24 protein-coding genes are annotated in these 24004 nt (G+C 75.3%); 13 read left to right on the top strand and 11 right to left on the bottom strand.

Annotated elements, in window-relative coordinates:
* Window positions 1-412, top strand: a 412-nt coding sequence (locus BM093_RS21950) for an NAD(P)(+) transhydrogenase (Re/Si-specific) subunit beta (protein WP_143105477.1), incomplete at its 5' end; no start/stop codon positions are given.
* 22 nt (window positions 413-434) lie between these two features.
* Here the strand turns inward: BM093_RS21950 and BM093_RS21945 are convergent.
* Both BM093_RS21945 and BM093_RS21940 read right to left on the bottom strand, forming a co-directional pair.
* Entirely contained in the window at window positions 435-1658 is a 1224-nt protein-coding gene (locus BM093_RS21945) for a metal-dependent hydrolase family protein (RefSeq protein ID WP_093348052.1), read from the bottom strand.
* Window positions 1655-3175 (bottom strand): peptide MFS transporter, encoded by a 1521-nt coding sequence (locus BM093_RS21940; RefSeq protein ID WP_245773701.1) that lies wholly within the window; start codon window positions 3173-3175, stop codon window positions 1655-1657. Before BM093_RS21940 ends, BM093_RS21945 begins: the two co-directional genes overlap by 4 nt.
* A 225-nt stretch (window positions 3176-3400) precedes the next feature.
* Here BM093_RS21940 and BM093_RS21935 point away from each other — a divergent pair, with 225 nt between their 5' ends.
* Entirely contained in the window at window positions 3401-4321 is a 921-nt protein-coding gene (locus BM093_RS21935; RefSeq protein ID WP_093348048.1) for an Lrp/AsnC family transcriptional regulator, read from the top strand.
* Here the strand turns inward: BM093_RS21935 and BM093_RS21930 are convergent.
* The gene (locus BM093_RS21930; RefSeq protein ID WP_425439188.1) at window positions 4311-5561 is read right to left on the bottom strand and encodes an MFS transporter; all 1251 of its coding nucleotides are present in this window, start codon (window positions 5559-5561) and stop codon (window positions 4311-4313) included. The two genes, BM093_RS21935 and BM093_RS21930, sit on opposite strands and share 11 nt — an antisense overlap.
* Before the next feature lie 356 nt (window positions 5562-5917).
* On the opposite strand from BM093_RS21930, the gene infA reads away from it, so the two are divergent.
* The 8 genes from infA to truA all read left to right on the top strand — a co-directional run bounded on the left by infA (window position 5918) and on the right by truA (window position 10727).
* Window positions 5918-6139, top strand: coding sequence for a translation initiation factor IF-1 (gene infA / locus BM093_RS21925; RefSeq protein ID WP_010228514.1), 222 nt, complete (start codon window positions 5918-5920; stop codon window positions 6137-6139).
* A 61-nt stretch (window positions 6140-6200) separates the two neighbouring features.
* Window positions 6201-6314, top strand: a complete 114-nt coding sequence (gene rpmJ / locus BM093_RS21920; protein ID WP_020622917.1) for a 50S ribosomal protein L36 — start codon at window positions 6201-6203, stop codon at window positions 6312-6314.
* Between the two features lie 174 nt (window positions 6315-6488).
* Complete coding sequence (gene rpsM, locus BM093_RS21915) at window positions 6489-6869, top strand: 30S ribosomal protein S13 (protein WP_093348039.1); 381 nt, start codon at window positions 6489-6491, stop codon at window positions 6867-6869.
* Window positions 6869-7276 carry a 30S ribosomal protein S11 gene (rpsK, locus tag BM093_RS21910; protein ID WP_093348035.1) on the top strand — a complete coding sequence of 136 codons (408 nt, stop codon included), beginning with the start codon at window positions 6869-6871 and terminating at the stop codon, window positions 7274-7276. Before rpsM ends, rpsK begins: the two co-directional genes overlap by 1 nt.
* A gap of 19 nt (window positions 7277-7295) precedes the next feature.
* Window positions 7296-7901 (top strand): 30S ribosomal protein S4, encoded by a 606-nt coding sequence (gene rpsD, locus BM093_RS21905; RefSeq protein ID WP_093348031.1) that lies wholly within the window; start codon window positions 7296-7298, stop codon window positions 7899-7901.
* 92 nt (window positions 7902-7993) lie between these two features.
* A complete protein-coding gene (locus tag BM093_RS21900) occupies window positions 7994-9046 on the top strand; it encodes a DNA-directed RNA polymerase subunit alpha (RefSeq protein WP_093348025.1) in 1053 nt (350 codons plus the stop codon).
* A 2-nt stretch (window positions 9047-9048) separates the two neighbouring features.
* Complete coding sequence (gene rplQ, locus BM093_RS21895) at window positions 9049-9795, top strand: 50S ribosomal protein L17, sunset domain variant (RefSeq protein ID WP_093348021.1); 747 nt, start codon at window positions 9049-9051, stop codon at window positions 9793-9795.
* 119 nt (window positions 9796-9914) lie between these two features.
* Window positions 9915-10727 carry a tRNA pseudouridine(38-40) synthase TruA gene (gene truA, locus BM093_RS21890; RefSeq protein ID WP_177238628.1) on the top strand — a complete coding sequence of 271 codons (813 nt, stop codon included), beginning with the start codon at window positions 9915-9917 and terminating at the stop codon, window positions 10725-10727.
* 13 nt (window positions 10728-10740) lie between these two features.
* On the opposite strand, the gene BM093_RS21885 is transcribed toward truA, so the two are convergent.
* A complete protein-coding gene (locus BM093_RS21885) occupies window positions 10741-11202 on the bottom strand; it encodes a hypothetical protein (protein WP_143105476.1) in 462 nt (153 codons plus the stop codon).
* A 72-nt stretch (window positions 11203-11274) separates the two neighbouring features.
* On the opposite strand from BM093_RS21885, the gene BM093_RS21880 reads away from it, so the two are divergent.
* The gene (locus tag BM093_RS21880) at window positions 11275-11718 is read left to right on the top strand and encodes a nucleoside deaminase (RefSeq protein WP_093348007.1); all 444 of its coding nucleotides are present in this window, start codon (window positions 11275-11277) and stop codon (window positions 11716-11718) included.
* On the opposite strand, the gene BM093_RS21875 is transcribed toward BM093_RS21880, so the two are convergent.
* Genes BM093_RS21875 through BM093_RS21855 form a run of 5 tightly spaced genes read right to left on the bottom strand, consistent with a single transcriptional unit; the run spans window position 11708 to window position 16910 of the window.
* Window positions 11708-12367: an ABC transporter ATP-binding protein gene (locus tag BM093_RS21875; protein WP_093348003.1), complete on the bottom strand. Its 660-nt coding sequence runs from the start codon at window positions 12365-12367 to the stop codon at window positions 11708-11710. The two genes, BM093_RS21880 and BM093_RS21875, sit on opposite strands and share 11 nt — an antisense overlap.
* On the bottom strand, window positions 12364-13392 hold the full coding sequence (locus tag BM093_RS21870) for an ABC transporter ATP-binding protein (RefSeq protein WP_245773699.1): 1029 nt from the start codon (window positions 13390-13392) through the stop codon (window positions 12364-12366). The genes BM093_RS21875 and BM093_RS21870 overlap by 4 nt, the downstream gene beginning before the upstream one ends.
* Window positions 13389-14315, bottom strand: coding sequence for an ABC transporter permease (locus BM093_RS21865; RefSeq protein ID WP_093348106.1), 927 nt, complete (start codon window positions 14313-14315; stop codon window positions 13389-13391). Before BM093_RS21865 ends, BM093_RS21870 begins: the two co-directional genes overlap by 4 nt.
* Window positions 14308-15312 carry an ABC transporter permease gene (locus tag BM093_RS21860; protein ID WP_093347999.1) on the bottom strand — a complete coding sequence of 335 codons (1005 nt, stop codon included), beginning with the start codon at window positions 15310-15312 and terminating at the stop codon, window positions 14308-14310. Before BM093_RS21860 ends, BM093_RS21865 begins: the two co-directional genes overlap by 8 nt.
* A complete protein-coding gene (locus tag BM093_RS21855; protein ID WP_093347995.1) occupies window positions 15309-16910 on the bottom strand; it encodes an ABC transporter substrate-binding protein in 1602 nt (533 codons plus the stop codon). The genes BM093_RS21860 and BM093_RS21855 overlap by 4 nt, the downstream gene beginning before the upstream one ends.
* 128 nt (window positions 16911-17038) lie before the next feature.
* Here BM093_RS21855 and eccB point away from each other — a divergent pair, with 128 nt between their 5' ends.
* Window positions 17039-18451, top strand: a complete 1413-nt coding sequence (gene eccB / locus BM093_RS21850; protein ID WP_093347990.1) for a type VII secretion protein EccB — start codon at window positions 17039-17041, stop codon at window positions 18449-18451.
* A gap of 41 nt (window positions 18452-18492) precedes the next feature.
* Here the strand turns inward: eccB and mycP are convergent, their stop codons facing one another.
* Both mycP and eccD read right to left on the bottom strand, forming a co-directional pair.
* Window positions 18493-19593: a type VII secretion-associated serine protease mycosin gene (gene mycP / locus BM093_RS21845; RefSeq protein WP_177238627.1), complete on the bottom strand. Its 1101-nt coding sequence runs from the start codon at window positions 19591-19593 to the stop codon at window positions 18493-18495.
* 416 nt (window positions 19594-20009) lie between these two features.
* The gene (eccD, locus tag BM093_RS21840; RefSeq protein WP_177238626.1) at window positions 20010-21467 is read right to left on the bottom strand and encodes a type VII secretion integral membrane protein EccD; all 1458 of its coding nucleotides are present in this window, start codon (window positions 21465-21467) and stop codon (window positions 20010-20012) included.
* A gap of 121 nt (window positions 21468-21588) precedes the next feature.
* Here eccD and eccCa point away from each other — a divergent pair.
* A partial coding sequence (gene eccCa, locus BM093_RS21835; protein WP_245773698.1) for a type VII secretion protein EccCa occupies window positions 21589-24004 on the top strand: 2416 nt, incomplete at its 3' end.

Here is a 24004-nt window from a genome sequence, read left to right as displayed (position 1 = left end):
GGCCGGGTTGCTGGAGAGCAAGGGGGTCGCGGTGAAGTACGCGATCCATCCGGTGGCCGGGCGGATGCCGGGGCACATGAACGTGTTGCTGGCCGAGGCCGATGTGTCCTACGACGCGCTCAAGGAGATGGACGACATCAACGACGAGTTCTCCCGGACCGACGTGACGTTGGTGATCGGGGCGAACGACGTCACGAACCCGGCGGCGCGCAACGATCCGTCGAGCCCGATCCACGGGATGCCGATCCTCAACGTCGACGAGTCGCGCAACGTGATCGTGCTCAAGCGGTCGATGGGGTCGGGCTTCGCCGGGATCGACAACCCGTTGTTCTTCCAGGACAACACCTCGATGCTCTTCGGCGACGCCAAGAGCTCCGTCGAGCACGTCATGGACGAGCTCAAGGCGCTGTGAGCGCCGCGCCCGTCCCGGCCGGTCACACACCGGCCGGGACGGGCGCACCGTCTCGCAGGACGGCACGGCCGTCCTGGTAGACCGCGTGGACCCGGTCCCCGAGCCCGCGCACGTCGAGCGGGTCGCCGTCGACGAGCACCAGGTCGGCCCGCTTGCCCGGCTCGAGGGAGCCCAGCTCGGCCCCCAGCCCCATCAGCTCGGCGGCCGACAGCGTGCCGGCGTGCAGCGCCTCGCCCGGGCTCAGGCCGTGCTCGACCAGCAGCTCGAGCTCGGTGAGGTTGCGCCCGTGCGGGTACAGCGGGGCGTCGGTGCCCATCGCGATCGGGACGCCCGCCTCGCGGGCCCGGCGGACCGTGTCGTCCGCCCCGAACCGGATCTTCGCGGCGATCTCGTCGGGCAGGTTCATCGCGCCGGACGCGAGCGCCTCGCGCAGCCCGAGGCCCGAGCTCAGGGTGGGCACCAGCCAGATGCCGCGCTCGGCCATCATCGCGAGGGTCTCGTCGTCGAGCTGGTGGCCGTGCTCGATCGAACGCACCCCGTTGCGGACCGCGGCCTTCGCGCCCGCCGCACTGGCGTGGGCCATCACGTACCGGCCCGCGGCGGCGGCCTCGGTGACCATCATGGCGATCTCGTCGTCGCGGAAGTGCGCCACCTCCGGCCCGGCCCCACTGGAGACGATCCCCCCGCTGGTCGCCACCTTGATCACGTCCGCGCCGGCCCGGACCAGCTCGCGAACCGTGCGGCGGACCTCGTCCGGTCCGTCGACGACGACCGGCGGCCGGCCCGGGTGCGACGGCAGCAGGTCCATCACGCAGGTCGAGGGCCACCAGGGGTCGCCGTGGCCGCCGGTCTGGCTGAGCATGTTCAGCGACACCTGCATCCGCGGCCCGGCGACGAGCCCGCGTTCCTGGGCCACCCGCATGCCCAGATCCGCACCCGCCGCGTCGCGCACGGTGGTGACCCCGGCGGCCAGCGTGGCCGCCATGTTGCGGGCGCCCTCGTAGAACTGCAGCGAGAACGGCTCCTGCGCGGCCCGGAACAGGTCGGTGCCGGTCATCGTCAGGTGCACGTGAGCGTCGATCAGTCCCGGCAGCACGCCGCGGCCGGCGCAGTCGACCTCGACGTCGCCGTCCAGCCCGGACCCGACGTCGACGATCCACCCGTCCTGGACGGCGACGTCGGCGCGGCCGGTGGTGCGGGCGCGCGCGTCGAACAGCGTCCCGTTGCGGAACACGGTGCGGGTCATGAGACTCCTTCGGGGGTCGGGGCGGCGGCCGGCACGTCGGTCCGGCGGCGGATGAGCGGGGCGGCGGCGAGCAGCACGGCGGCCAGCACGACCGCGGCGCCGCCGACGGCTCCGAAGTAGACGGCCGTCGTGGCCGGGTCGTAGAGCTTCACCAGCTGGGCGCCGATCCCCTGACCCGCGGCGCCCGCGGTGAGCCAGAGCCCCATCGTCTGGGTGGCGAACGCGGCCGGGGCCAGCCGCGTGGTCGCCGCCAGGCCGATCGGGGACAGGCACATCTCCCCGACGGTGACCAGGGCGAGGCTGCCGACGAGCCACAGCGGGTTGCTGGGGCCGGCGGCCGTGCCGGGGAACACGAGCAGCAGGAACGAGCAGCCCGCCACGGCCAGCGCCACGCTGAACTTGGCCGCGGTCGACGGCGGCCGGGGCCTGCGGTCGAGGCGCAGCCACAGCATCGCGAACAGCGGGGTCAGCACGATCAGGACGAACGAGCCGACCGACTGGAACCAGGTGGGCGGGATCGCGAACCCGAACGCGTCCAGGTCGGTGCTCTGCTGGGCGTACTGGGCGATCACGGTCGCGCCCTGCTCCTGGATCACCCAGAACACGACGGCCGCGGCGAACAACGGGATGTAGCCGCGCAGCCGGGTGCGCTCCGCGGGGCCGGTGCGCGGGCTGCGCAGCATCACCGTGAAGTAGGCGACCGGCAGCGCGACGGCCAGCACGCTGATCAGGTTCACGACGCCGCCGACACCGAGCGTCCCGGTGCCCGCCGCGGTGCCCAGCGCGACGACCACGACCGCCGCCGCGGCAGCGGCGATGAGCAGCCGTCGTCGCGGGACCTCCCGCAGCACCAGCGGGTTCTTCGGCCCGTTGCTCGCGCTGCTCAGGTGCCTGCCGGTCCGCAGGTACACGACCAGCCCCAGCGCCATCCCGACCGCGGCCACGCCGAATCCGAGGTGGTAGTCGTAGCTCTGGCCGAGCGTCCCCACGACCAGCGGCGCGGCCACCGCCCCGACGCTGATGCCCATGTAGTAGATGCTGAAGCCGGCGTCGCGCCGCGGGTCGTCGCGGCCGTAGAGGTCGCCGACCGAGGAGGAGACGCTCGGTTTGAGCAGCCCGGTGCCGACCGCGATCAGCACCATCGAGGCGAACAGCGCGGTGACGCCCGCCGGGAGCGCCAGGCAGACGTGCCCGGCCATGATGAGCGTGCCGCCGTACAGCGTCGCGCGGCGGTCGCCGAGGAACCGGTCGCTGAGCCAGCCGCCGAGGACGGCGGACATGAACGTGACCGAGCCGTACGCGGCGACCAGCGACTTGGCGGTGTCCGCCGGGATGCCCAGGCCGCCGTTCGCGACCTGGTCGTACATGTAGTACAGCAGCAGCGCGCGCATGCCGTAGTAGGAGAAGCGCTCCCAGGCCTCGGTGAAGAACAGGCCACCGAGAGCGCGGGGATGCCCGAAGAACGTGCGGTCGCCGCCCGGGCCGGGCGACGCGGACGGTGCACTGCGCAGGACCACGTCCCACCTCCGGTCGACCGTCGGGGCGGGCTCCGTCGCCGCCCCGCGATGCGAGCGGACGTTACATCCGGCAATCGACGCCCACAAGAGAGGATTCGTCGGCAACTGCCGAATAATACCGACGAATCATCTGAGATGCTGCGAATGTGGAGAGGTGTCGTGGGTCGGTTCGGTGAGGTGCACGCTGCGCTACCGTGACGCGGCCCCGAGGGCGGAAGGACACCGGTGGACCTGGACGACGTGGACGAACAGCTGGTCGGTGCGCTGCAGCGGGACGGTCGCGCGTCCTACGAGTCGCTGGCCCGGCTGGTCGGGCTGTCGCGGTCCAGCACGCAGGCCCGGGTGCGGCGGTTGCTCGACGAGGCGGGCGTGGCGGTGATCGGCGCGATCCACCCGAGCGTGCTGGGGCTGCGCCAGCTCGGGCACGTGATCGTGGAGGCGGACGGCCCGGCGGCGCCGGTCGCGGACGCGGTGGCCGCGCTGCCGGAGACCTCGTTCGTCACCACCACGGCCGGGCGGTTCGCGCTGACCGCGGAGCTGCGCAGCGCCGACCAGGACGCCTTCGCCGCCGGCCTGGCCCGGGTCCAGGCTGTGGCCGGCACGCGCAGCGTGCAGGTCATGACCTACCGGCAGATCTGGAAGGACCCGTACTTCCCGCCCGGGCCGTTGCCGGGCCCGGGCGCGCTCGACGGGTTCGAGGTGGACGGCGCCGACCGGGCGCTGCTGGAACGGCTGCGGGTCGACGGCCGGGCGTCGTTCGCCGACCTGGCCGGGGTCAGCGGGCTGTCCCCCGGGGCCACCCGGGCCCGGGTGCTGCGGTTGCTCGAGGCCGGGGCGGTGCACGTGGGTGCGCTGGTGCGGCTGCACCCGGTGGGGCCCGTGCACACGGTGGGCTTCGCGGTCACCGTGCGCGGTGCGGTCGAACCGCTCGCCCGGGAGGTCGTGGAGCTCGACGAGGTGGACAGCTTCGCCACCGGGATGGGCTGGTGCAACGGCATCGGCACGATCCGGGCCGGTACTCCGGGAGCGGCGTTCGAGGCGCTCGAGCGGCTGCGGGCGCTACCCGGTGTGCGCACCGTGGAGGCCTGGGCGCACCTGCGGGCGGTCAAGGAGGAGCACGACCTGGCCCGGCCGGTCACGTCGTGAGCGGGTGCGCGACCTCGTCGCGGTGCAGGCGCCACAGCGCGATCGCGGCGACCGCCAGCACCACCGGCAACGCGCCGGCGACGACGAACGTCGTGGGGATCCCGACGGCGTCGCCCACCGGCCCGGCCAGCGCCATCGACACCGGCATCAGGGCCAGCGAGACGAAGAAGTCCAGGCTGGACACGCGCCCGAGCAGGTGGGCGGGCACCCGGCGCTGCAGCAGCGTGCCCCAGATGACCATCGCGCCGGCCCCGGTCGCGCCGACCAGGAACGCCGCGGCGGCCATCAGCCAGATCCGCGTGGTGAGCCCGAGCACCATCAGCGGGAGCGCACCGGCCCCCCACAGCACCAGCATGGTCGACAGGTAGCGGCGGGGGAGCCGGCGCGACGCGACCGCGATCGAGCCGAGCGCCCCGCCGACGCCGTAGGCGGCCAGGACGACGGCGTAGCCGGCCGGGCCGCCGTCCGCCCGGTCGCGCACCGCGAACGGCAGCAGCACCTCGATCGGCCCGATGATCAGCAGGACGTAGAGCAGGGCGAACGCGAGGCTCGCGAACAGCCAGCCGGTCCGGACCAGGTAGGCGAACCCCTCCCGCAGGTCGGCCAGCACCGAGCGGCGGGTCTCCTCCGCCTCGTCGGTGACGGTCCCCGTGGGCGGTGCGATCCGGATCCACAGCAGCGGCAGCAGTGCCAGCGCGTACCCGGCGGTGGCCGCCAGCAGGCCCGCGCCCGGCACGAACGCGCCGACGAGCACGCCGGCCAGCGCCGGGCCGGCGGCCTGCATGGCGACCGGGCGCAGCGTCTGCTCGACCCCGTTGGCGGCCAGCAGTTCCCCGGCCGGGAGCAGCGTGGGCAGCAGCGCGGAGTAGGCCGGGAAGTAGAAGGCCTCGGCCGAGCCGATGACGAACGCCAGCGCGGCCAGGTGCCAGACCGTCAGCAGCCCGCTCAGGGCCAGGGCGGTCGCCGCGGACGCCGCCACGATCCGGACCACCTCCACCGTGATCAGGACGGTGCGCCGCGGCAGCCGGTCCGCGGCCACACCGCCGATCAGCACGCTCACCAGTAGTCCCGCCGAGGCCGACGCGCTCACCGCGGACAGCGCCGTCGGACCCCCGCCGAGCGCGATCACCTGCCAGACGATGGCCAGCAGCCAGACCCCGGATGCGAACAGCGAGGCGGCCATCGAGGCCACCAGCAGCCGGTAGTCGCGGTGCCGGAACGGGCGCAGCGCCCGGGGCATCCGGGTACTGGTCGCCGCGCCGGTGGGTTCGGTACCGTCGGTCACGCCGACCATGCGACCACCCCGCCCGGGGGCCCGTGCAACCGGCCTGCTCCGAGAGTGGGCGGCGCCCGCCGCGTCGTTATCACGCGTGTCACCCCCGCGTGCGGCCCGTCCGTCGGGCCTCCGTACACTGGACCATCGGTGCGCTCTGTGGCACCGGTTCCGTGGTGCTCGAGCAGTCGTGCTCAGGCAGTCGTGCTCAAGCAAGTGTGCTCAGGCATCAGGTTCCGGGCCCGTCCGTGCGCGCCGTCCCGCCCCCGGCCGTCCGGCAGGTGTGGCGGAGCAACCGACACCTGTCACGGATAGCGGAGGACATGGCCAAGAAGGACGGGGCGATCGAGGTCGAGGGCCGGGTCGTCGAACCCCTGCCGAACGCGATGTTCCGGGTGGAGCTGGAGAACGGCCACCGGGTCCTCGCGCACATCAGCGGGAAGATGCGCCAGCACTACATCCGGATCCTCCCGGAGGACCGGGTGGTCGTCGAGCTGTCGCCCTACGACCTGAGCCGCGGCCGCATCGTCTACCGCTACAAGTGACTGCGACTCGTACTTCGGTCGGTCGCGCGCCCCACAAGAACAACAGACAGAGGCAGACGACGTGAAGGTCAAGCCGAGCGTCAAGAAGATCTGCGACAAGTGCCAGGTGATCCGCCGCCACGGCCGGATCATCGTGATCTGCTCGAACCTGCGCCACAAGCAGCGTCAGGGCTGAGCAGAGCAGTACTCGTCGCGATCCTCTGATCGCGCACGCAGCAGCCCCCGGTGCACCTGCCGGGCCACGAGGGCCCGGTGGCACCCCCGGAACCAGGCCGGGGCCCGTTCTTCCCAGCGGCGGAACGGGGCGGACACCGGGCAGACCTGGACGAGAACAAGGAGAACACGCCGCATGGCACGTGTTGCCGGCGTCGACCTCCCCCGCGAGAAGCGGATGGAGATCGCGCTCACCTACATCTTCGGGGTCGGACGGGCCCGGTCGAAGGAGATCCTCGAGGGCACGGCTCTCAGCCCCGACCTGCGGGCGAAGGACCTGACCGACGAGGACGTGACCAAGCTCCGCGACTACATCGAGGAGCACCTGCAGGTCGAGGGTGACCTGCGCCGTGAGATCCAGGCGGACATCCGCCGCAAGATCGAGATCGGCTCGTACCAGGGCATCCGTCACCGGCGGGGGCTCCCGGTCCGTGGCCAGCGCACGAAGACCAACGCGCGCGGCCGCAAGGGACCGAAGAAGACCGTCGCCGGTAAGAAGAAGGCAGGTAGGAAGTAATGCCGCCCCGCACTCGCCAGGGCGCCGGACCCAAGAAGGTCCGCCGCAGGGAGAAGAAGAACGTCGCTCATGGGCACGCCCACATCAAGAGCACGTTCAACAACACGATCGTCTCGATCACCGACCCGACCGGTGCCGTCATCGCCTGGGCCTCGTCCGGGCACGTCGGCCTGAAGGGCTCGCGGAAGTCGACGCCGTTCGCCGCCCAGCTGGCCGCCGAGAACGCGGCCCGCAAGGCCATGGAGCACGGCATGAAGAAGTGCGACGTCTTCGTGAAGGGCCCGGGCTCGGGCCGCGAGACGGCGATCCGCTCGCTCCAGGCCGCCGGCCTCGAGGTCGGGACCATCAACGACGTCACCCCGCAGCCGCACAACGGCTGCCGTCCGCCCAAGCGGCGCCGGGTCTGAGGGGAAGGGGAGTACAACCATGGCTCGCTACACCGGCCCCATGACCCGCAAGTCGCGCCGACTGAAGACCGACCTCGTCGGCGGCGACCAGGCGTTCGAGCGTCGTCCGTACCCGCCCGGCCAGCACGGCCGGATCCGGATCAAGGAGACCGAGTACCTGCTGCAGCTGCAGGAGAAGCAGAAGGCCCGCTTCGCCTACGGCCTGCAGGAGAAGCAGCTGCGCGCCTACTTCGAGGAGGCGCACCGCCGGGAGGGCAAGACCGGCGACGAGTTGCTGCAGATCCTCGAGTCCCGGCTCGACAACGTCGTGTACCGCGCGGGCCTGGCCCGCACCCGGCGGATGGCCCGCCAGCTGGTGAACCACGGCCACTTCCTGGTCAACGGCCGCAAGGTCGACATCCCCAGCTTCAAGGTCGGCCAGTACGACATCATCGACGTGCGGGACAAGTCGCGGAACATGGACCCGTTCGTCATCGCCAAGGAGACCCAGGGCGACCGCCCGATCCCGGCGTGGCTGCAGGTCGTCCCGTCGACGCTGCGCATCCTGGTCCACCAGCTGCCCGAGCGCGCTCAGATCGACACGCAGGTCACCGAGCAGCTCATCGTCGAGTTCTACTCCAAGTAGCTCGGCACCCCCGCCGCCCCGCAGGGAGGGGCGGCGGGTCCCAGCTGCGGCTTCAAATAGCGGTTGCCGCAGGTGCATAGGAGGCACACACCATGCTGATCTCTCAGCGACCCACCCTCACCGAGGACGTCGTCACCGAGACCCGGTCGCGGTTCGTCATCGAGCCGCTGGAGCCGGGCTTCGGTTACACCCTCGGCAACTCCCTGCGCCGGACGCTGCTGTCGTCCATCCCCGGTGCCGCCGTCACCTCCATCCGGATCGACGGCGTCCTGCACGAGTTCACCACCGTGCCGGGGGTCAAGGAGGACGTCACCGACATCATCCTGAACCTCAAGGAGCTCGTCGTGAGCTCCGAGGAGGACGAGCCGGTGACGATGTACCTGCGCAAGCAGGGCCCGGGAGCGGTCACCGCCGGCGACATCGTGCCGCCGGCCGGCGTCACCGTGCACAACCCGGACCTGCACATCGCCTCGCTGAACGACAAGGGCCGGCTCGAGGTCGAGCTCGTCGTCGAGCGGGGTCGTGGGTACGTCCCGGCGATGCAGAACAAGGCCACCGGTGCCGAGATCGGCCGGATCCCGGTCGACTCGATCTACTCGCCGGTGCTGAAGGTGACCTACAAGGTCGAGGCCACGCGAGTCGAGCAGCGCACCGACTTCGACAAGCTCATCCTCGACGTCGAGTCGAAGCCGTCCATCACCCCGCGGGACGCGCTGGCCTCGGCCGGCAAGACCCTGGTCGAACTGTTCGGCCTGGCCCGTGAGCTGAACGTGGACGCCGAGGGCATCGAGATCGGCCCCTCCCCGCAGGAGGCGGACACCATCGCGGCGTTCGCGATGCCGATCGAGGAGCTGGACCTGACCGTCCGGTCCTACAACTGCCTCAAGCGTGAGGGCATCCACACGGTCGGCGAGCTCGTCGGCCGGAGCGAGGCGGACCTGCTCGACATCCGTAACTTCGGCGCCAAGTCGATCGACGAGGTCAAGATGAAGCTCGTCGGTCTCGGCCTGGCCCTCAAGGACAGCCCGCCCGGGTTCGACCCGTCGGCGGCGGCGGCCGAGTACGGCGCCGACGGTGAGGGCGGGTTCGACCCCGGCCCGTTCGGTGACGACGGTCAGGACTACGCAGAAACGGAGCAGTTGTAGCCATGCCCCAGCCCACCAAGGGGACCCGCCTCGGCGGGTCACCCGCGCACCAGCGGCTGATCCTGGCCAACCTGGCGACCTCGCTGTTCGAGCACGGCCGGATCACGACCACCGAGGCCAAGGCCCGGCGGCTGCGTCCGTACGCGGAGCGGCTGATCACCAAGGCCAAGGCCGGTGACCTGCACAACCGTCGCGAGATCATGAAGGTGATCCGCGACAAGTCGGTCGTGCACCGCCTGGTCACCGAGATCGGTCCGTTCTTCTCGGACCGCAACGGTGGCTACACCCGCATCACCAAGACGATGCCGCGCAAGGGCGACAACGCCCCGATGGCGGTCATCGAGCTGGTGCAGCAGAAGACGGTGACCGACGAGGCCAACCGCGCCCGCCGTGCCGCCGCCTCGCAGGCCGCCACCGCCCCGGCGGAGGAGGCCGCGTCCGAGGACACCGCTTCCGAGGACACCGCCGCCGAGGCGACCGCCACCGAGGAGGTCACCGCCGAGGCGACCGCCACGGAGGAGACCGCCGGTGGGGCCCCCTACGGCGAGGGCAGCCACGCCCCGCTGGAGGACCCGGCCCAGGCCCCGGAGGGCTTCGAGATCAAGGGCAACGAGGACTCGAAGCTCTACCACGTGCCCGGTACGTCGCACTACGACCGGACCGTGGCCGAGGTCTGGTTCGCCTCCGAGGAGGCCGCCGAGGCCGCGGGCTTCGCGAAGCCGGCGTCCCAGCAGGAGTCCGACTCCTGAGCCAGGCGCACCACACCACCGGGCCCGCCGTCCCCTCGGACGGCGGGCCCGGCTGTATTTCCGGTTCCGGCTGTATTTCCGAGTCGGGCGGTTCAGGGTCCGGCGGTTCCGGGACGACCGTGCGCGTCCGGCTCGACATCGCCTACGACGGCACCGACTTCTCCGGCTGGGCCACCCAGCCGACCCGGCGCACCGTGCAGGGCGTGCTCACCGACGCGTGCGCGACGGTGCTGCGCACGCCGGTGCGGCTGACCGTCGCGGGACGGACCGACGCCGGCGTGCACGCGGCCGGGCAGGTCGCGCACGTCGATCTCGCGGAGACGCTCGAGCCGCAGATCGACGGGCTGCTGCGGCGACTGAACCGGTTCCTGCCCACGGACGTGCGCGTGCGGGCCGTGACCCGGGTCCCCGATGCCTTCGACGCCCGGTTCTCCGCGCTGCGCCGGCACTACCGCTACCGGGTCACCGGTGCTCCGTTCGGGGCCGAGCCGCTGCGCGCCCGGGAGACCGTGGCGTGGCCGTACCCGCTCGACGTCGACCGGATGAACGCGGCGTCGCGGCTGATGCTCGGCGAGCACGACTTCGCCGCCTTCTGCAAGCGCCGCGAGGGCGCCACCACCGTGCGGGCGCTGCAGCAGCTCGAGTGGGCGCCGGCGGCGGTCGAACCGGACGTGCTGGTCGCCGCGGTCTCGGCCGACGCGTTCTGCCACTCGATGGTCCGCAGCCTGGTCGGCGCGCTGCTCGAGGTGGGCCGCGGGCACCGGGCGGTCGAGTGGCCGGCGGGGCTGCTCAGCCGGACCGCGCGGGCCTCGGAGGTGACGGTCGCTCCGCCGCACGGGCTGTCGCTGGCCGGCGTGGACTACCCGCCCGACGACGAGCTGGCCGCCCGCGCCGAGCAGACCCGCCGGATCCGCGTCCCCGGCGCGAGCTGAGCGCCGGCCGCGGTCAGCCGGCGTCCGGCCTGCGGAACCAGGCCGGGTGCGGCGGCCCGGCCGGACGGGTGGTGCGGCGGTTCACGACGAGGGCGATCACCAGCCACAGCAGCGCCACGAGCCAGCCGAGCACGCCGAGCAGCCCGAGCCCGTACAGCGCCTCGGGCACCGGTGCCTCGCCGTACCCGAGCAGCACCAGGACCGGTGCGTGGTCGCGGACGTCGTCGAAGTCCGGCATGGCCGCCCCGGCGAGCACCAGGAACCCGGCACAGGCCACGAACGGTGCGGCCAGGCCCGCGGGCAGCACCCGGCGGCGCAGCACCACCAGCGCGAGCACCGTCGGTACCAGTGCGAGCAGCGGCCCGGCGATCGTCATGATCGCGATGAGCAGGAACCAGCCGGGGGCGGTGGCGCGCAACGCCACGGCGGCCACCAGCGCACCGACCTGCAGGGCCACGTTCCAGCTCGTCCGCACACGTCCAGTCTGGACCGCTGCTGCGGTGCGGGGCACACGTGGAACCACGGAGTGCCCGGCTATGTTCTCCGCATGGATCCGCGGTGGCTGGACGTGGCGGTGGAACAGGCCCGGGCCGGGCTGGCGTCGGGGGGCATTCCGATCGGCGCCGCGCTCATCGGCCCGGACGGCGCGGTGCTGGGCCGCGGGTACAACCGCCGGGTCCAGGACGACGACCCGTCGGCCCACGGCGAGACCGCGGCCTTCCGCGACGCCGGCCGGCAGCGGGACTACCGGGACACGACCATGGTCACCACGCTCTCGCCGTGCTGGTACTGCTCCGGGCTGGTCCGCCAGTTCGGGATCGGCGCGGTCATCGTCGGTGAGGCACGGACCTTCCACGGCGGCCACGACTGGCTCGTCGAGCACGGGGTCCGGGTGACCGTGCTCGACGACGAGCGCTGCATCGAGCTGATGAGCACGTTCATCGCCGAGCGGCCCGAGCTGTGGAACGAGGACATCGGCGTCACCGGGTGACCCACGGCCGCACGACCTCGCCGGCCCACGCGACGAGCAGCGGCTCGTCGTGGGAGACGGCCAGGACCCCCAGACCGCGGCCGGACACCTCGGCGGACACCACGGACACCAGCGCCGCCGTGGTGGAGGCGTCGAGCATCGCGGTCATCTCGTCACACAGCAGGTAGTCGGGTCGCGGGGCCAGCGCGCGGGCCAGGCAGGCGCGCTGCAGCTGGCCGTCGGACACCTCGTGCGGGCGCCGGGACCGTAGCTCGGAGGTGAGCCCGACGAGCGCGGCGACCTCGTCCACCCGCTCGCCGACCACGGAGGACGGTGTGCCGGCCGCCAGCAGCGGTTCGGCGACGATCCGCTCCAGGGAGAGGCGGGGGTCGGCGGCGGCGCGGGGCGACTGGAACACCACCCCGATCCGGCGGCGCAGTGCCGCGGGGGCACCGAACCGGAACCGGCGCACCGGCTCGCCGTCGACCGTCACGGTTCCGGACCACGGGGCGTGCAGCAGCGCCAGCACCCGGGTCAGGGTCGACTTCCCGCAGCCCGACGGCCCGGCCAGCCCGGTCACCCTGCCGGGTTCGACGGTCAGGTCGACGCCGTCGACGACGGCGTGCCCCGGCCGCCAGCCGGCGGTCACGTGTTCCGCGCGCAGGCTCATCGCCGCCGCCGGGGGACGTGGCAGGACACCGTGCGCTCGCCGTGGCGCACCGGCGTGGGATCGCCGGAGCACGACTCCGGGACCGCACAGCGCGGGGCGAACGGGCAGCCGTCGGGCAGCGCGGAGAGCTCTGGCGGGTGCCCCGGCACCGGGGTGAACCCGGCATCCGGCAGCGCCCCGAACAGGCCCGCGGTGTAGGGGTGCCACGGATCGGCGAAGACGCAGGCGGCGGGTCCGGTCTCCACCAGCCGGGACGCGTACATGACGGCGACGTCGTCCGCGACCTCCCGCACGGCCCGCAGGTCGTGGGTGATCAGCAGGACGGCGTGGCCCTCGCCGGCCAGCTCGGCCAGCAGCGCCGTGACGTGCTCGACCAGTGGCCGGTCCAGCCCCGCGGTCGGTTCGTCGGCCAGCAGCACCGGCGGGTCCCCGGCCAGCGCGCACGCCAGCCCGGCCCGCTGGGCCTGACCGCCGGAGAGCTCGTGCGGGTACAGGTCCTGCACGTGCGTGGTCAGCGCGGCCCGGTCCAGGAGTTCGGCCGCGGTGGTGGCCGTGCCGAGCCGGGCGATCGTCTCCCGCAGCTGGGCACCGACCGTGCGGGTCGGGGTGAGGTGGGTGGCGGCCGACTGCGGGACGAGGCCGATCAGCCGCCCGCGGACGTGGTCGCGCAGCACGGGCTCCGGGGCGCCGATCAGCTCGATCGGCGCCGGATCGCGTTCCGCGGAACGCACCGGCGGCGCCAGCACGGCCGACCCGCGCACCGCCGCGGTGCCCGGGAGCAGCCCGGTCAGGGCCTCGGTGAGCACCGACTTGCCGCAGCCGGACTCACCGACCAGGGCGGTCAGCCGCCCGGGCGGCAGGTCCAGGTCGGCGCCGGTGACCGCACGCACGGTCCGGGCCCGGGGTCCGCGGCCGACCCGGAACGCGACGTCGAGACCGCGGATCGACAGCACCGGGGCGGGGCCGCCGCCGACCGGCGGGTGCGCACCGGTGCCGATTCCGGCGCCGCCGTCCCGCCCGGTCACAGGGCCTGCTCCGAACGACGGCGGGGCAGCGTCCGGTCGCGCCACCACGCCCCGACCCCGGCGACGCAGAGCGTCGTCGCCGCGAGCAACAGCGACGGGAACACCACGATCCACCACGACCCGAGCAGCACCGCCTGTCTCCCCTCGCCGAGGATCGTGCCCAGGCTCGCCAGGTGCGGGGGCAGGCCGAGTCCGAGGAAGCTCAGCGCCGTCTCGTGCCACACCGCGTGCGGCAGGATCAGCACCGCCGACAGCACGGCCTGCGGCACCACCGCCGGCAGCAGGTGCCGGCGCAGCACCCGCATCCGGGACGCACCCCCGGAGATCGCGGCGTCGACGAACGGCCGCCCGCGCAGCGAGAGGATCTCGGCGCGCACGACACGCGCCACCGTCGTCCAGTGGGTGAGGCCGATCGAGGCGATCACCGCGAGGACGCTGCCCCGGTAGAGGGCCACGATCACGATGCCGAGCAGCAGGTGCGGGACGGCGTTGACGGCGTCCACCACCCGCATGAGCAGCCGGTCGTACCAGCCGCCGAGCAGCCCGGACAGCGCACCGAACAGGGTGCCGATCACCGTGGAGAGAACCGCGCAGGCCGCGGCGACCTGCAGGGACACCCACAGCCCGGCGAACGAGCGCAGCAGCACGTCACGTCCCACCGAGTCGGTGCCGAACGGATGCGCGGCCGAGGGCGGGAGGCGGATCGCGGTGTAGTCGACGGCCCCCTCGTCCAGACCACCGAGCCGGGGCACCAGCACCGCCGCCAGGACCAGCACGACCAGGCCGGACGCGCCGGCGAGCAGCCGGGCCCGCCCGGAGGTGCGCCGCCCGCGCGGCGAGCCGGGGCGGGGACGCCCGGCCGGGCGCCACGGGCCCGGGTCGCGGCGGTGGTGCGTACCGGTGAGCAGAGCAGAATCAGACATCGGCATCCACCCGGGGATCGAGCAGCAGCACGGTCATGTCGGCGACCAGCGACCCGGCCAGCACCGCGATCGCCGAGAGCAGGGTCAGGGCCGCGAGCAGCGGGAAGTCCACCGCGAGCGCAGCGGACACCACGGCCGCGGCGATGCCCGGCCAGGAGAAGACCGTCTCCACCAGCACCGCCCCGGTGACCAACTCCGGCAGCCGGTTGCCGAGCACGGTGACGAACGGCAGCAGCGCCGTCGGCAGCGCGTGCCGGAGCACCACCACCGTCTCGGGAAGCCCGCGGGCCCGGGCCCCGGCGACGTGGTCGTCGTCCAGTGCGGAGATCAACGACGCGCGCACGTGCAGTACCAGCCACGGCGTCTGGGAGACCCCCAGCACCACGGCGGGCAGCGCGACGTGCCTGCCCACCTGTGCGAACGTCGGTGCCGCGCCGGCGTCGGTGAGCCCGGCGACCGGGAGCACCGGCCAGGCGACGGCGAACACCGCGATCGCCCCGAGCGCCAGCACGAACGGCGGCAGCCCCTCCAGCGTGTGCCCGACGGTGGTGACGACCCGGTCGAACCAGCCGCCCTGCCGCCAGGCCGCGACGGTCCCGGCGGTCAGTGCCAGCACCAGCGAGACCAGCAGGGCCAGGCCGGCGAGCAGCAGCGTCCACGGGAGTCGCTCGACGATCACCTGGGTCACCGGCTGACGCATCGACAGGCTCTGCCCGAGGTCGCCGGTGAGCAGCCCGGCGAGCCACCGGCCGAGCTGGTCGAACACCCCTCCGTCGAGGCCGAGCGCCCGTTCGGCAGCGGCGATGTCCTCGTCGCTCGCCGAGAAGATCCCGACACCGAAGTACTGGTACACCGGGCGGAACGGCGACGCCGCGGCCAGCAGGAACACCGCCACGGCGACCAGGAGCACCGTCGGGACGCCGACCAGGACCCGCAGCCCGACGAGCCGGGCGAGCGCGCGGCCGCGCCGGCGGTCGGGGAGCGCGGGTGCGGTCACGGCTTCGGCGTCCAGTCCTCGAGGTTCCACCACGGCCCCCAGGTGACGCCGTGGGTGTGCGGCTCCACGACGGGCACGTAGCCGTCCCAGCGGTCCTGTGCGACGTAGCTGTGACCGACGAAGACCAGGAAGACCATCCCGGGGTCGGCGGCGTAGGCGCGCTGGAAGGCCCGGATCTGCTCGGTGCGGCTCGCCTCGTCCGGGGCCCGCAACGCGGCGTCGAGGGCGGCGTCGACCTGCGGGTTCGCGTAGGAGCCGGGATTGTTGAACCCGTCAGCGGCGTTCGACGAGTGCAGCAACTGCCAGGACTTGAAGCCCGGGTCGAACGGGTCGCCGCCACCGAGCACCAGCGCGTCGCGGCCCATCCGCGGCTCGATGGCCTCCCAGCCGAGCCCCTCCAGCCGCACGTCGATCCCGGCCGCGCGGGCGTCGGAGGCGAAGGCTTGCGCGAGGTCGCGGCGGATGGTGTCGGTGGCCGGGTACATCAGCGTGAAGCTCGCGGTCCGCCCGTCGCGGGCTCGGACGCCGTCCGGGCCCGGGACCCACCCGGCCTCGTCCAGGATGCGTGCGGCCTCGGCCGGGTCGTAGGTGAACTCGGCGGCCGGCTCGACCTGGTCGGGCAGTACGCCGGGGATCGGGTGGAAGGCGGGCTGTCCCTGCCCGGCGAGCAGCGCGTCGACCATGCCCTGCCGGTTCACGGCTCGGTTGAGCGCTGCGCGGATCGCCGGGTCGGCCGCAACCGGATCGGCGAACGGCAGGGAGATCGTGCGGTAGTCCGCACTGGCGTGCTCACGCAGCTCCATCCCGCTCTGCTCGGCGACCGCCTTCGCGAGGGCGGGCGGCAGTACGGTGCCGTCGAACTCACCGGCCGCGACGCGCTGGGCACGGGTGTTGTCGTCGGTGGCGAACACGACGGTCACCCGTTTCACCGCGGGCGCGCCACCCCAGTACCGCTCGTTCGCCTTCATGATCATCGTGTCGCCGCGGCGCCACTCCTCGAGCGAGTAGGGGCCGGTCCCGACGGCGCGGGTGTTCACCGGCAGGTCCGACACCGGTCCGCCGCCCTCGAGCACCTCCGACGGCAGGATCCCCGAGGTCAGTCGGGCCGGGAACGAGCCGTACGGGTGGGCCAGTTCGAACCGGACGGCGTCGGTGCCGACCGGCTCGACCGCGGTGAGCATCGGGACGGTCGAGCGGATCGTGGCCGCCCGGTCCGGGTCGAGCACCGCCCGATAGGTGGCGACGACGTCCTCCGGGCCGAGCGTGGAGCCGTCATGGAACGTGACGCCGCGGCGCAGCGGGACCGTCCAGGTCCGCTGGTCCGGGGACGGGGTCGCCTCCGCGGCCGCCAGTGCGGGCTGCAGGTTCCGCTCGCCGTCGCGGGCGTAGAGGCCGTCGTAGAACTTGCTCGCCCCCTCCGCGCCGTAGCCGAGCAACGGGTTGAGGTCGTCGGGCTCGTAGCCGTCGGCGAGGGTCAGCTCGGTTCCGTCCCCGGCCGGGGTGGGCTCTCCGGGGGCCGGGGTCGGCGCCGCGCAGCCGACCGTCACGACGGCGACGACGGCGAGCAACGGGACGACGGTGTTCCGCAGCGCGATCACGCAGCAGCACATTATGGGCAACAACACTGCGCTGGCAATGAAGCCGGACCGACCGGACAGGGGGGTGGTTCTACGCAGGGTGACCTGTTCGCCGCCGTCCGCGGGCGCGCGGACCTACCGTCCGGGCGGTGCGCCCCGACCCCGCCCTCCCGCGTGCGCAGCGCGCCCCGGCCACCCGTGACCAGGTCGACGCCTACCGCTTCGGCCTGCGCCGGATGGAGGCCGCGCTGGTGCGGGCCGACCCGATCCCGCTGCACGAGCAGATCCGGGCACAGCGGCGCGCGGTCGTCGCCGGGGTGCTCGTCGGGCTGCTCGCGCTCGGGGTCGCCGCGCTGCTGGCGGCCGTCGACCCGGCGGCCGACTGGCGGAGCCGGGCGCTGGTGCGGGGCGACCGGTCCGGGGTGCTCTACGCCGTCGCCGCGGACCCGCCGCGGCTGGTCCCGGTCGCGGACCCGGTCGCCGGACGGCTGGTGCTGGCCGCGCTCGGCCGGGCCGACGGCGCGACCGCCGTCCCGGTCGCGGTGCCCGACCGGGACCTCGCCGCGGCGCCGCGGACGCCGCCCGCGGCCGTGCCGGGTGCGGTGGGTGTGGCGCTGGACGGTGCCGCGGTCCCGGGGGCCTGGGCGGTGTGCGACACGGTGATTCCCGGGGCGGGCCCCGGAGCCGCGACCGTGCTGGCCGGCTCCCTCGGGGTGGTGGCGGAGGATCCCGGTCCCGTTCTGCTGCTGACCACCGTGGGTGGGGCGACCTACCTGGTGCACGACGGCCGCCGGCACCGCCTCGACCCGGACGACCCCCACGTCCGGTCCGGGCTGGGCCTGCTCGGGACGCGGGCCCGGCGGGTCGGCGACGGGCTCCTGTCCGCCGTCCCGGAAGGGGCGCCGCTGCGGCTGCCGGCGCCCGGGCCGGGGGACGCACCGGGTCTCGGGCGCTCCGGTGACGTCGTGGTCAACCAGCCGCTCGGCGCGCCCGCCGCGTACTACCTGGTCGTCGACGGTGGGCTGGCGCCGGTGCCGGTCACCCTGGCCGACGCCGTGCTGGCCCGGACCGGGCAGGGGCGGCCGGCGACCCTCTCGCAGGGCCGGGTCGCGGCGGCGCCCGCTCGCACCGTCCCGGGCGCCGAGGCGTGGCCCGCCGCCCGGGTCGACCCGGGTGCGACCGGCCCGGTGCTGTGCCGGACCTGGCGCGACGGGCGGGGTGGGGTCGTCGTCGCCGAGCGGCTCCCGGTGGCGGGCGGCGCCGTCCCGGTGGCGCTGGCCGGTGCCGACGGTCCCGGGCCCGGACTCGACGAGGTGGTGCTGCCGCCGTCCGGTCCCGGGCCGCTGCGCACGGTGCCACCCGCGGCCGCGGACGACGAGGGAGGGACGCGCCTGCTGCTGGCCGCGTCCGGCGCGGTGTACGGGGTCGCCGACGACGCGACCGGCGCGGCGCTCGGGATCGGCCCGCCGGGCACCGCCCCGGCCGAGATCGTGCGGCTGCTGCCGCGGGCCGGGGTGCTCGACGTCGCCGCGGCCCGGGAGGTCGCGGACGTTCCCGGATGAGCGGTGACCGGCCACCGTCCGTTCGCGTCACTGTGACGGCATCACCGGTCGCGGCGGCGCAGCCCGGCGAGGACGGCCGTGAGCAGGCCGGTCGCGGCGGCGACCGCCCCCACCGCGACGACGGTGGGCAGGCCCGGTGTGGGGGGTGTCGTGACCGGGAGCGTGGCCCGCCGCGGCGCGGGGTCCCCGGACCCGGTCCGCGGACCCGCGGCGACCCCACCCGCGCTCCGCGGGCCGGGGCCGGGGACGAGGAGCAACGGCTCCGCGGTGAGCGCCGCGACCGGATCCAGCACGCCGTGGCCGACCCGGTCGTCGCGTCCCGCCGCCGGTCGGCGCGCGGTGGCCCGGAGCCGGTCCGCGACCTGACCCGCGGTCAGCATCGGGAACCGCTCGCGCAGCAGGGCCGCGGTCCCGGCCACCAGCGGTGCGGCGTAGGACGTCCCGCTGACGACGGCACCGTCCGGGCCGGTCGGGGCCGGCAGGTCGACGCCGGGGGCGGCCAGGTCCACCCACGCCCCGGGGACCGAGAACGGCGCCGCCCGGTCCGCGCCGTCGACCGCACCGACGGCGAGGACACCGTCGTACAGCGCGGGCAGCGGCCGCAGGTCCGGGTCGCCGGTGCAGGTCCCGGACGGGTCGAGGTTCCCGGCCGCGGCCACGACGAGCACGTCCGCCCGGCGGGCGGCGGAGACGGCGTCGCGCAGCGCCGCGCCGGTGTCGTCGAGCCGGCCGGTGGGGACGCACACCACCTCGGACACGTTGATCACGGAGGCGCCGAGCGCGACGGCCCGGTCGATCGCCGCGGCGAGGGTCCGGATCTCGCCGGCCGGGCGTTCGGCGCCGTCGTCGTCACGGACGGTGAACCGCGACGACGACTGGCGCAGCGACACCAACCCGGCCCCCGGTGCCATCCCGGCGCCGCTGCCGGTGCCGGGGTCCGCGGCGCCGGCGAGCAGGAGCGCGACGTCGGTGCCGTGGCCGTCGCAGTCCTCGAGGCCGTCGCCACCGGTGAGATAGTCCCCGCCACCGCGCAGCCGGCCCGCGAGCCGCGGGACCGGCGCGACCCCGGTGTCGATCACCGCGACCAGCCGGTGCGCGCCGGTGGCGAGCTCGGCCGCGGGGCGGGGCGCCGTGGCGGCCACCGCACCCGGCCCGGCCGGGCCGGGCGGGCTGCAGGGCCGGGTCCTGCGGAGCCCGTCGGCGGGTCCGGGCGGGTCCGGATCGGCTCCCGGTGATCGGAGTCCGCCGGGCAGGCCGGATCCCCCGCGTACACCGCCGCGATACGCAGCGGGCGGCCCGGTGCCCCGGCCCGTCGCCGGGAGGCCGGGGGCCCGGGACTCCACGGACGCCCCCGGCGCGGCCGGGTTCGACCGCGCGTCGGCCCGACGGCGGGGCGTCGGTGTCGCGGCGGCCGTGCTCGCCGCGCCGACTGCCGACGCCGCGCCCACTGCCGGAACTGCCGGGCGGCCGGCGTCGCCGGGCAGCGCCGGAATGATCATCGCGAGCCCCGCCACGGCGGCGGCGACCGCCACCCGGCGCGCGCAGCGCACGGTCCGGATCACAGCCCGCGGACCAGCGTGAACAGGCCCATGGCGGCGAGTGCGGCCGGGATCGCCGCGGCGGTCAGGATCAGCTCCACGACGTCGAGCGCCCGCCGGGTCGGCGGCGAGGGGTCGGCCCGGGCGACGGCGGCTCCGGCCGCCACCGCCAGCAGCAGACCCGCGGCCACCCCGATCCGCTCCACCGGCCCGTGGGCGAGCGCGGCCGGGACCGCGGCGGCGGCCACCGCGACCACCGCCGTACCCGCCGGCACCCGGGCGGCGGCCGGCTCGGCGACGGCGCGGGCCCGCAGCAGGAGCACCGCCGCGGTCACCGCGAGCAGCACGACACCCGTCCACCCGCCGGTCACCGCGGCCACCGCCGCGCCACCGGCGGCCGGGACCGCGGTGCCGGCGAGCATCCCCGCGTGCAGCCCGCGGGCGAGCCGCGCCCGCCCGGTGAGCACGTCACCGGGCAGGCCCTGCTCGGCCGCCGGGAGCCCGCGGGCGTCGGCCGGCACGTCCGGTGCCGGCACCCCGGCCAGTCGCAGGACGAGCCGGGGCAGCAGCGGCCCGGCCGCGAGCGCCGGTGCGGTCAGCCCCGCGGCGACCGCGCCGGCCGGTGCGTCGAGCAGCAGCCGCGCCAGTGCCGCGAGCGCCGTCCCGGTGCCCGCCACCGCGATCGCGAGCAGCACGGGGGACACACTGCGGCACAACGCCTGCCCGGTGGCCGCGGCGGTCGCCGCCGCGGCCGCGGCGAGCAGCACGGTGCCCGCCCCCGGCGGTGGGGGCAGCGCGAGCAGTCCGGCGGTGGCCGCCGCGGGTACCGCGCACAGCGCCGCCCCGGTGGCGGTCCGCGCGTCCGCGGGTCGGGTCGTCGCGGCACACCGGCGGGTCACGAGCAGGGCCGCGAGGGCGGCCACGGCGGCGGTCGCCGCGGCGGCGAGCCGCAGCGGCGCGGCTGCCCCGTGCGGTCCGGCCGGCGCGTCCAGCCAGGCCGTGCCGTCCGTCCCGAGCACGGTGGCCAGCACGGCGCAGGCGGCGACGGTGCCCAGCACCGCGGCCGCCGGGCCCGCCCACCCGGCCGGCCCGGCCTGCTCACCCGCCTCGCGGACCGCGTGTGCGACGGCCTCCGCCGCGTCGTCGAGCACCGGCGCCTGCGGGGCGGGCTGCGCCGGACCGAGGTGGAGCAGCTCGCCGTCGTGCACCTGCAGCTCGTCGAGGGTGCGGTCCGGAGGGAGCGGTCCACCGCCCGGACCGCTGAACCGCCAGGCCCGGGGCACGCCGGTCGGCCCGGACCGGCCCACCAGCTCGCGCACCATCGGTGCCAGCTCGGCGAGCGGGACCTCCGCCGGGAGCGCCACGTCGGCCCGCCCGCGCGGGGTGAGCACGCCGACCCGCACCCAGCGACCGGCGACCGGTTCGGGGCCGGGCCGGGTGGGCTGGGGGTGCGACGGGGACGGCAGGACGCTGGTCACGAGCGGCTCCCGGACTTGGCGCGAACGGCCCCGGCGACCCCGGAGCGGCTGCGAGTATTCGCCGGTCCCGGCCGTCGCCGTGGGCGTTCGGCAGAACCGGTGAGCACCGGGGAGGTCCGTGGTGGCGGGAACGGTCGGGGTGCGGCGCCCGCGCCGCTCGGTGCCGGAGATGCCCGGCGGGGAGCTCGTGCTGGAGCCGCCGCCCGAGCCGGAACGCCCGGTCCCCGGTGGCCTCGCCGGGCGGCTGCTGCCGCTGGTGATGATCGTGGGATCGCTACTGTTCGTCGTGGTGGGGCGGGACCAGCCGGGCTCGTGGCTGTTCGGCGGGATGTTCGCGCTCTCCGCGCTCGTCATGCTGGTCGCCGGCGGCGGGCGGGGCGCCGGCGCCCGCACCGCGACGATGGACGAGGACCGCCGCGACTACCTGCGCTACCTCGACGTCGTCGGCCGCCGGGCCTGCGGGATCGCGGCCGCGCAGCGGCTGGCGCTCGAGACCGTGCACCCCGACCCGGGAGCGTGGCCGGACGTGCTCGCCGTCGGCCGGCTGTGGGAACGCCGCCCGGGCGACGACGACTTCGGCCGGCTGCGCGCGGGGTGCGGCACCCAGCGGCTCGCGACCCGGCTCGCCGCCCCGGAGACCGGCCCGCTGGAGACCCTCGAACCGCTCACCGCGCTCGCGCTGCGCCGCTTCCTCCGGCGCCACTCCACGGTGGACGACCTGCCGGTGGCGGTGGACGTCCGGGCGGCCGCCACGCTCTGGCTCGAGCCCGACCCCGGCGGTGGCTCGCCGGAGCGGGCCGGCCCGGTGCTCGACCTGGCGCGGGCGCTCGTCGTCCAGTACGCGCTCTGGCACGGTCCGGACGACGCCCGGATCGCCGTCGTCGCACCCGGTGCCGCCGCGGTCCGCTGGGACTGGGTGAAGTGGCTGCCGCACGTCGAGCACCCGAGCGGCCGCGACGCCGTCGGACCGGTCCGGATGATCACCGACGACGTGGACCGGGTGCGCCGGTGGTGGGTCGACGAGCCGTCGTCCGCGTCCCGGCACCTGCTGGTCGTGCACGACGGCGCCGCCAACACCCCCGGCGCGTGGGCCGGGCTGCCCGGGGTGACCGTGCTGCGGCTCGGCCCGGCCGGGCGGCGCAGACCGGCGGCGTCGGTGCTGCGTCTCGCGGTGGGCGCGGGCACGGACACGGGACGCACGCTGCGGCGGGGCGGCCCGGGCGGTGCGACCGTCGGCACCCCGGACGCCGTCACCCCCGCCGAGGCGCTGGCGTTCGCCCGGCGACTGGCCCGCTACCGCCCCGACGGGGAGACCGGCAGCGACGTGCTCCCCGCGCCGGACACCCGCCGGACCGAGCTGCCCGCGCTGCTCGGGCTCGACACCGTCGACCGGGCCGCGATCGCGGCGGCCCGCCGGCGCCGGGGGCCCGCCGAACGGCTGCGGGTCCCGCTCGGCACCGACCCGGCCGGGCAGCCGGTGCTGCTCGACCTCAAGGAATCGGCACACGGCGGGGCGGGCCCGCACGGGCTCTGCATCGGCGCAACGGGCTCGGGGAAGTCGGAACTCTTGCGCAGCCTCGTCATCGGACTGGTCGCCACGCACGCCGCGGACGAGCTCAACCTGGTCCTCGTCGACTTCAAGGGCGGTGCGACGTTCCTCGGCCTCGCCGGGCTCCCGCACGTCTCCGCGGTGATCACGAACCTGGCCGAGGAGCTGACGCTGGTCGACCGGATGGCCGACGCGCTCGCCGGTGAGATCACCCGGCGGCAGGAGCTGCTGCGCGCGGCGGGGAACCTGGTGTCGGTGGCCGAGTACGAGGCCGCCCGGCAGGCCGGGACCGTGCCGGAGCCGCTGCCCTCGCTGCTGGTCGTGGTCGACGAGTTCGCCGAGCTGCTCGCCCGGCGACCGGAGATGATCGACCTCATGGTCACGGTCGGCCGGCTCGGCCGGTCGCTCGGCATCCACCTGCTCCTCGCCTCGCAGCGTCTCGAGGAGGGACGGCTGCGCGGTCTCGAGTCGCACCTGTCGTACCGGATCGCCCTGCGCACGTTCTCCGCCGCCGAGTCCCGCGCCGTGCTCGGCGTGCCGGACGCGCACCTGCTGCCACCGACTCCGGGGGCGGCGTACCTGTCCGCGGGCACCGACGAGCTGGTGCGGTTCCGGGCCGCCTACGTCTCCGGGCCCGAGGAACCGGCGTCCGGTCACCGGCGGTCTGCGGCGCAGCTGCGGTGCGTGCTGCCGTTCCGCGCGGGCCCGGTCACCTGGCCGGAACCCGGCACCGTGGTCGCCGCACCGCCGCACCCGGCGTCACGCCCGGGACAGGACGCGGCCCGCGGTCGGGGCGCCCGCCCGGACGACGCGGACACGCTGCGGCACGGCGCCGTCCCGGTGCCCGCGGCGGGCCGCCCGACCGGCCCGCCGGTCCCCACCGGCGGCGCTGCGGTGCCTGCCGGTGGCGCTGTGGTGCCTGCCGGTGGCGCTGTGGTGCCTGCCGGTGGCGCTGTGGTGCCTGCCGGTGGCGCTGTGGTGCCTGCCG

The organism is Pseudonocardia ammonioxydans, assembly GCF_900115005.1.
Classification (GTDB): domain Bacteria; phylum Actinomycetota; class Actinomycetes; order Mycobacteriales; family Pseudonocardiaceae; genus Pseudonocardia; species Pseudonocardia ammonioxydans.
Note: the sequence above shows the minus strand (reverse complement) of the source record. Positions and strands in the feature narration are given on the sequence as shown.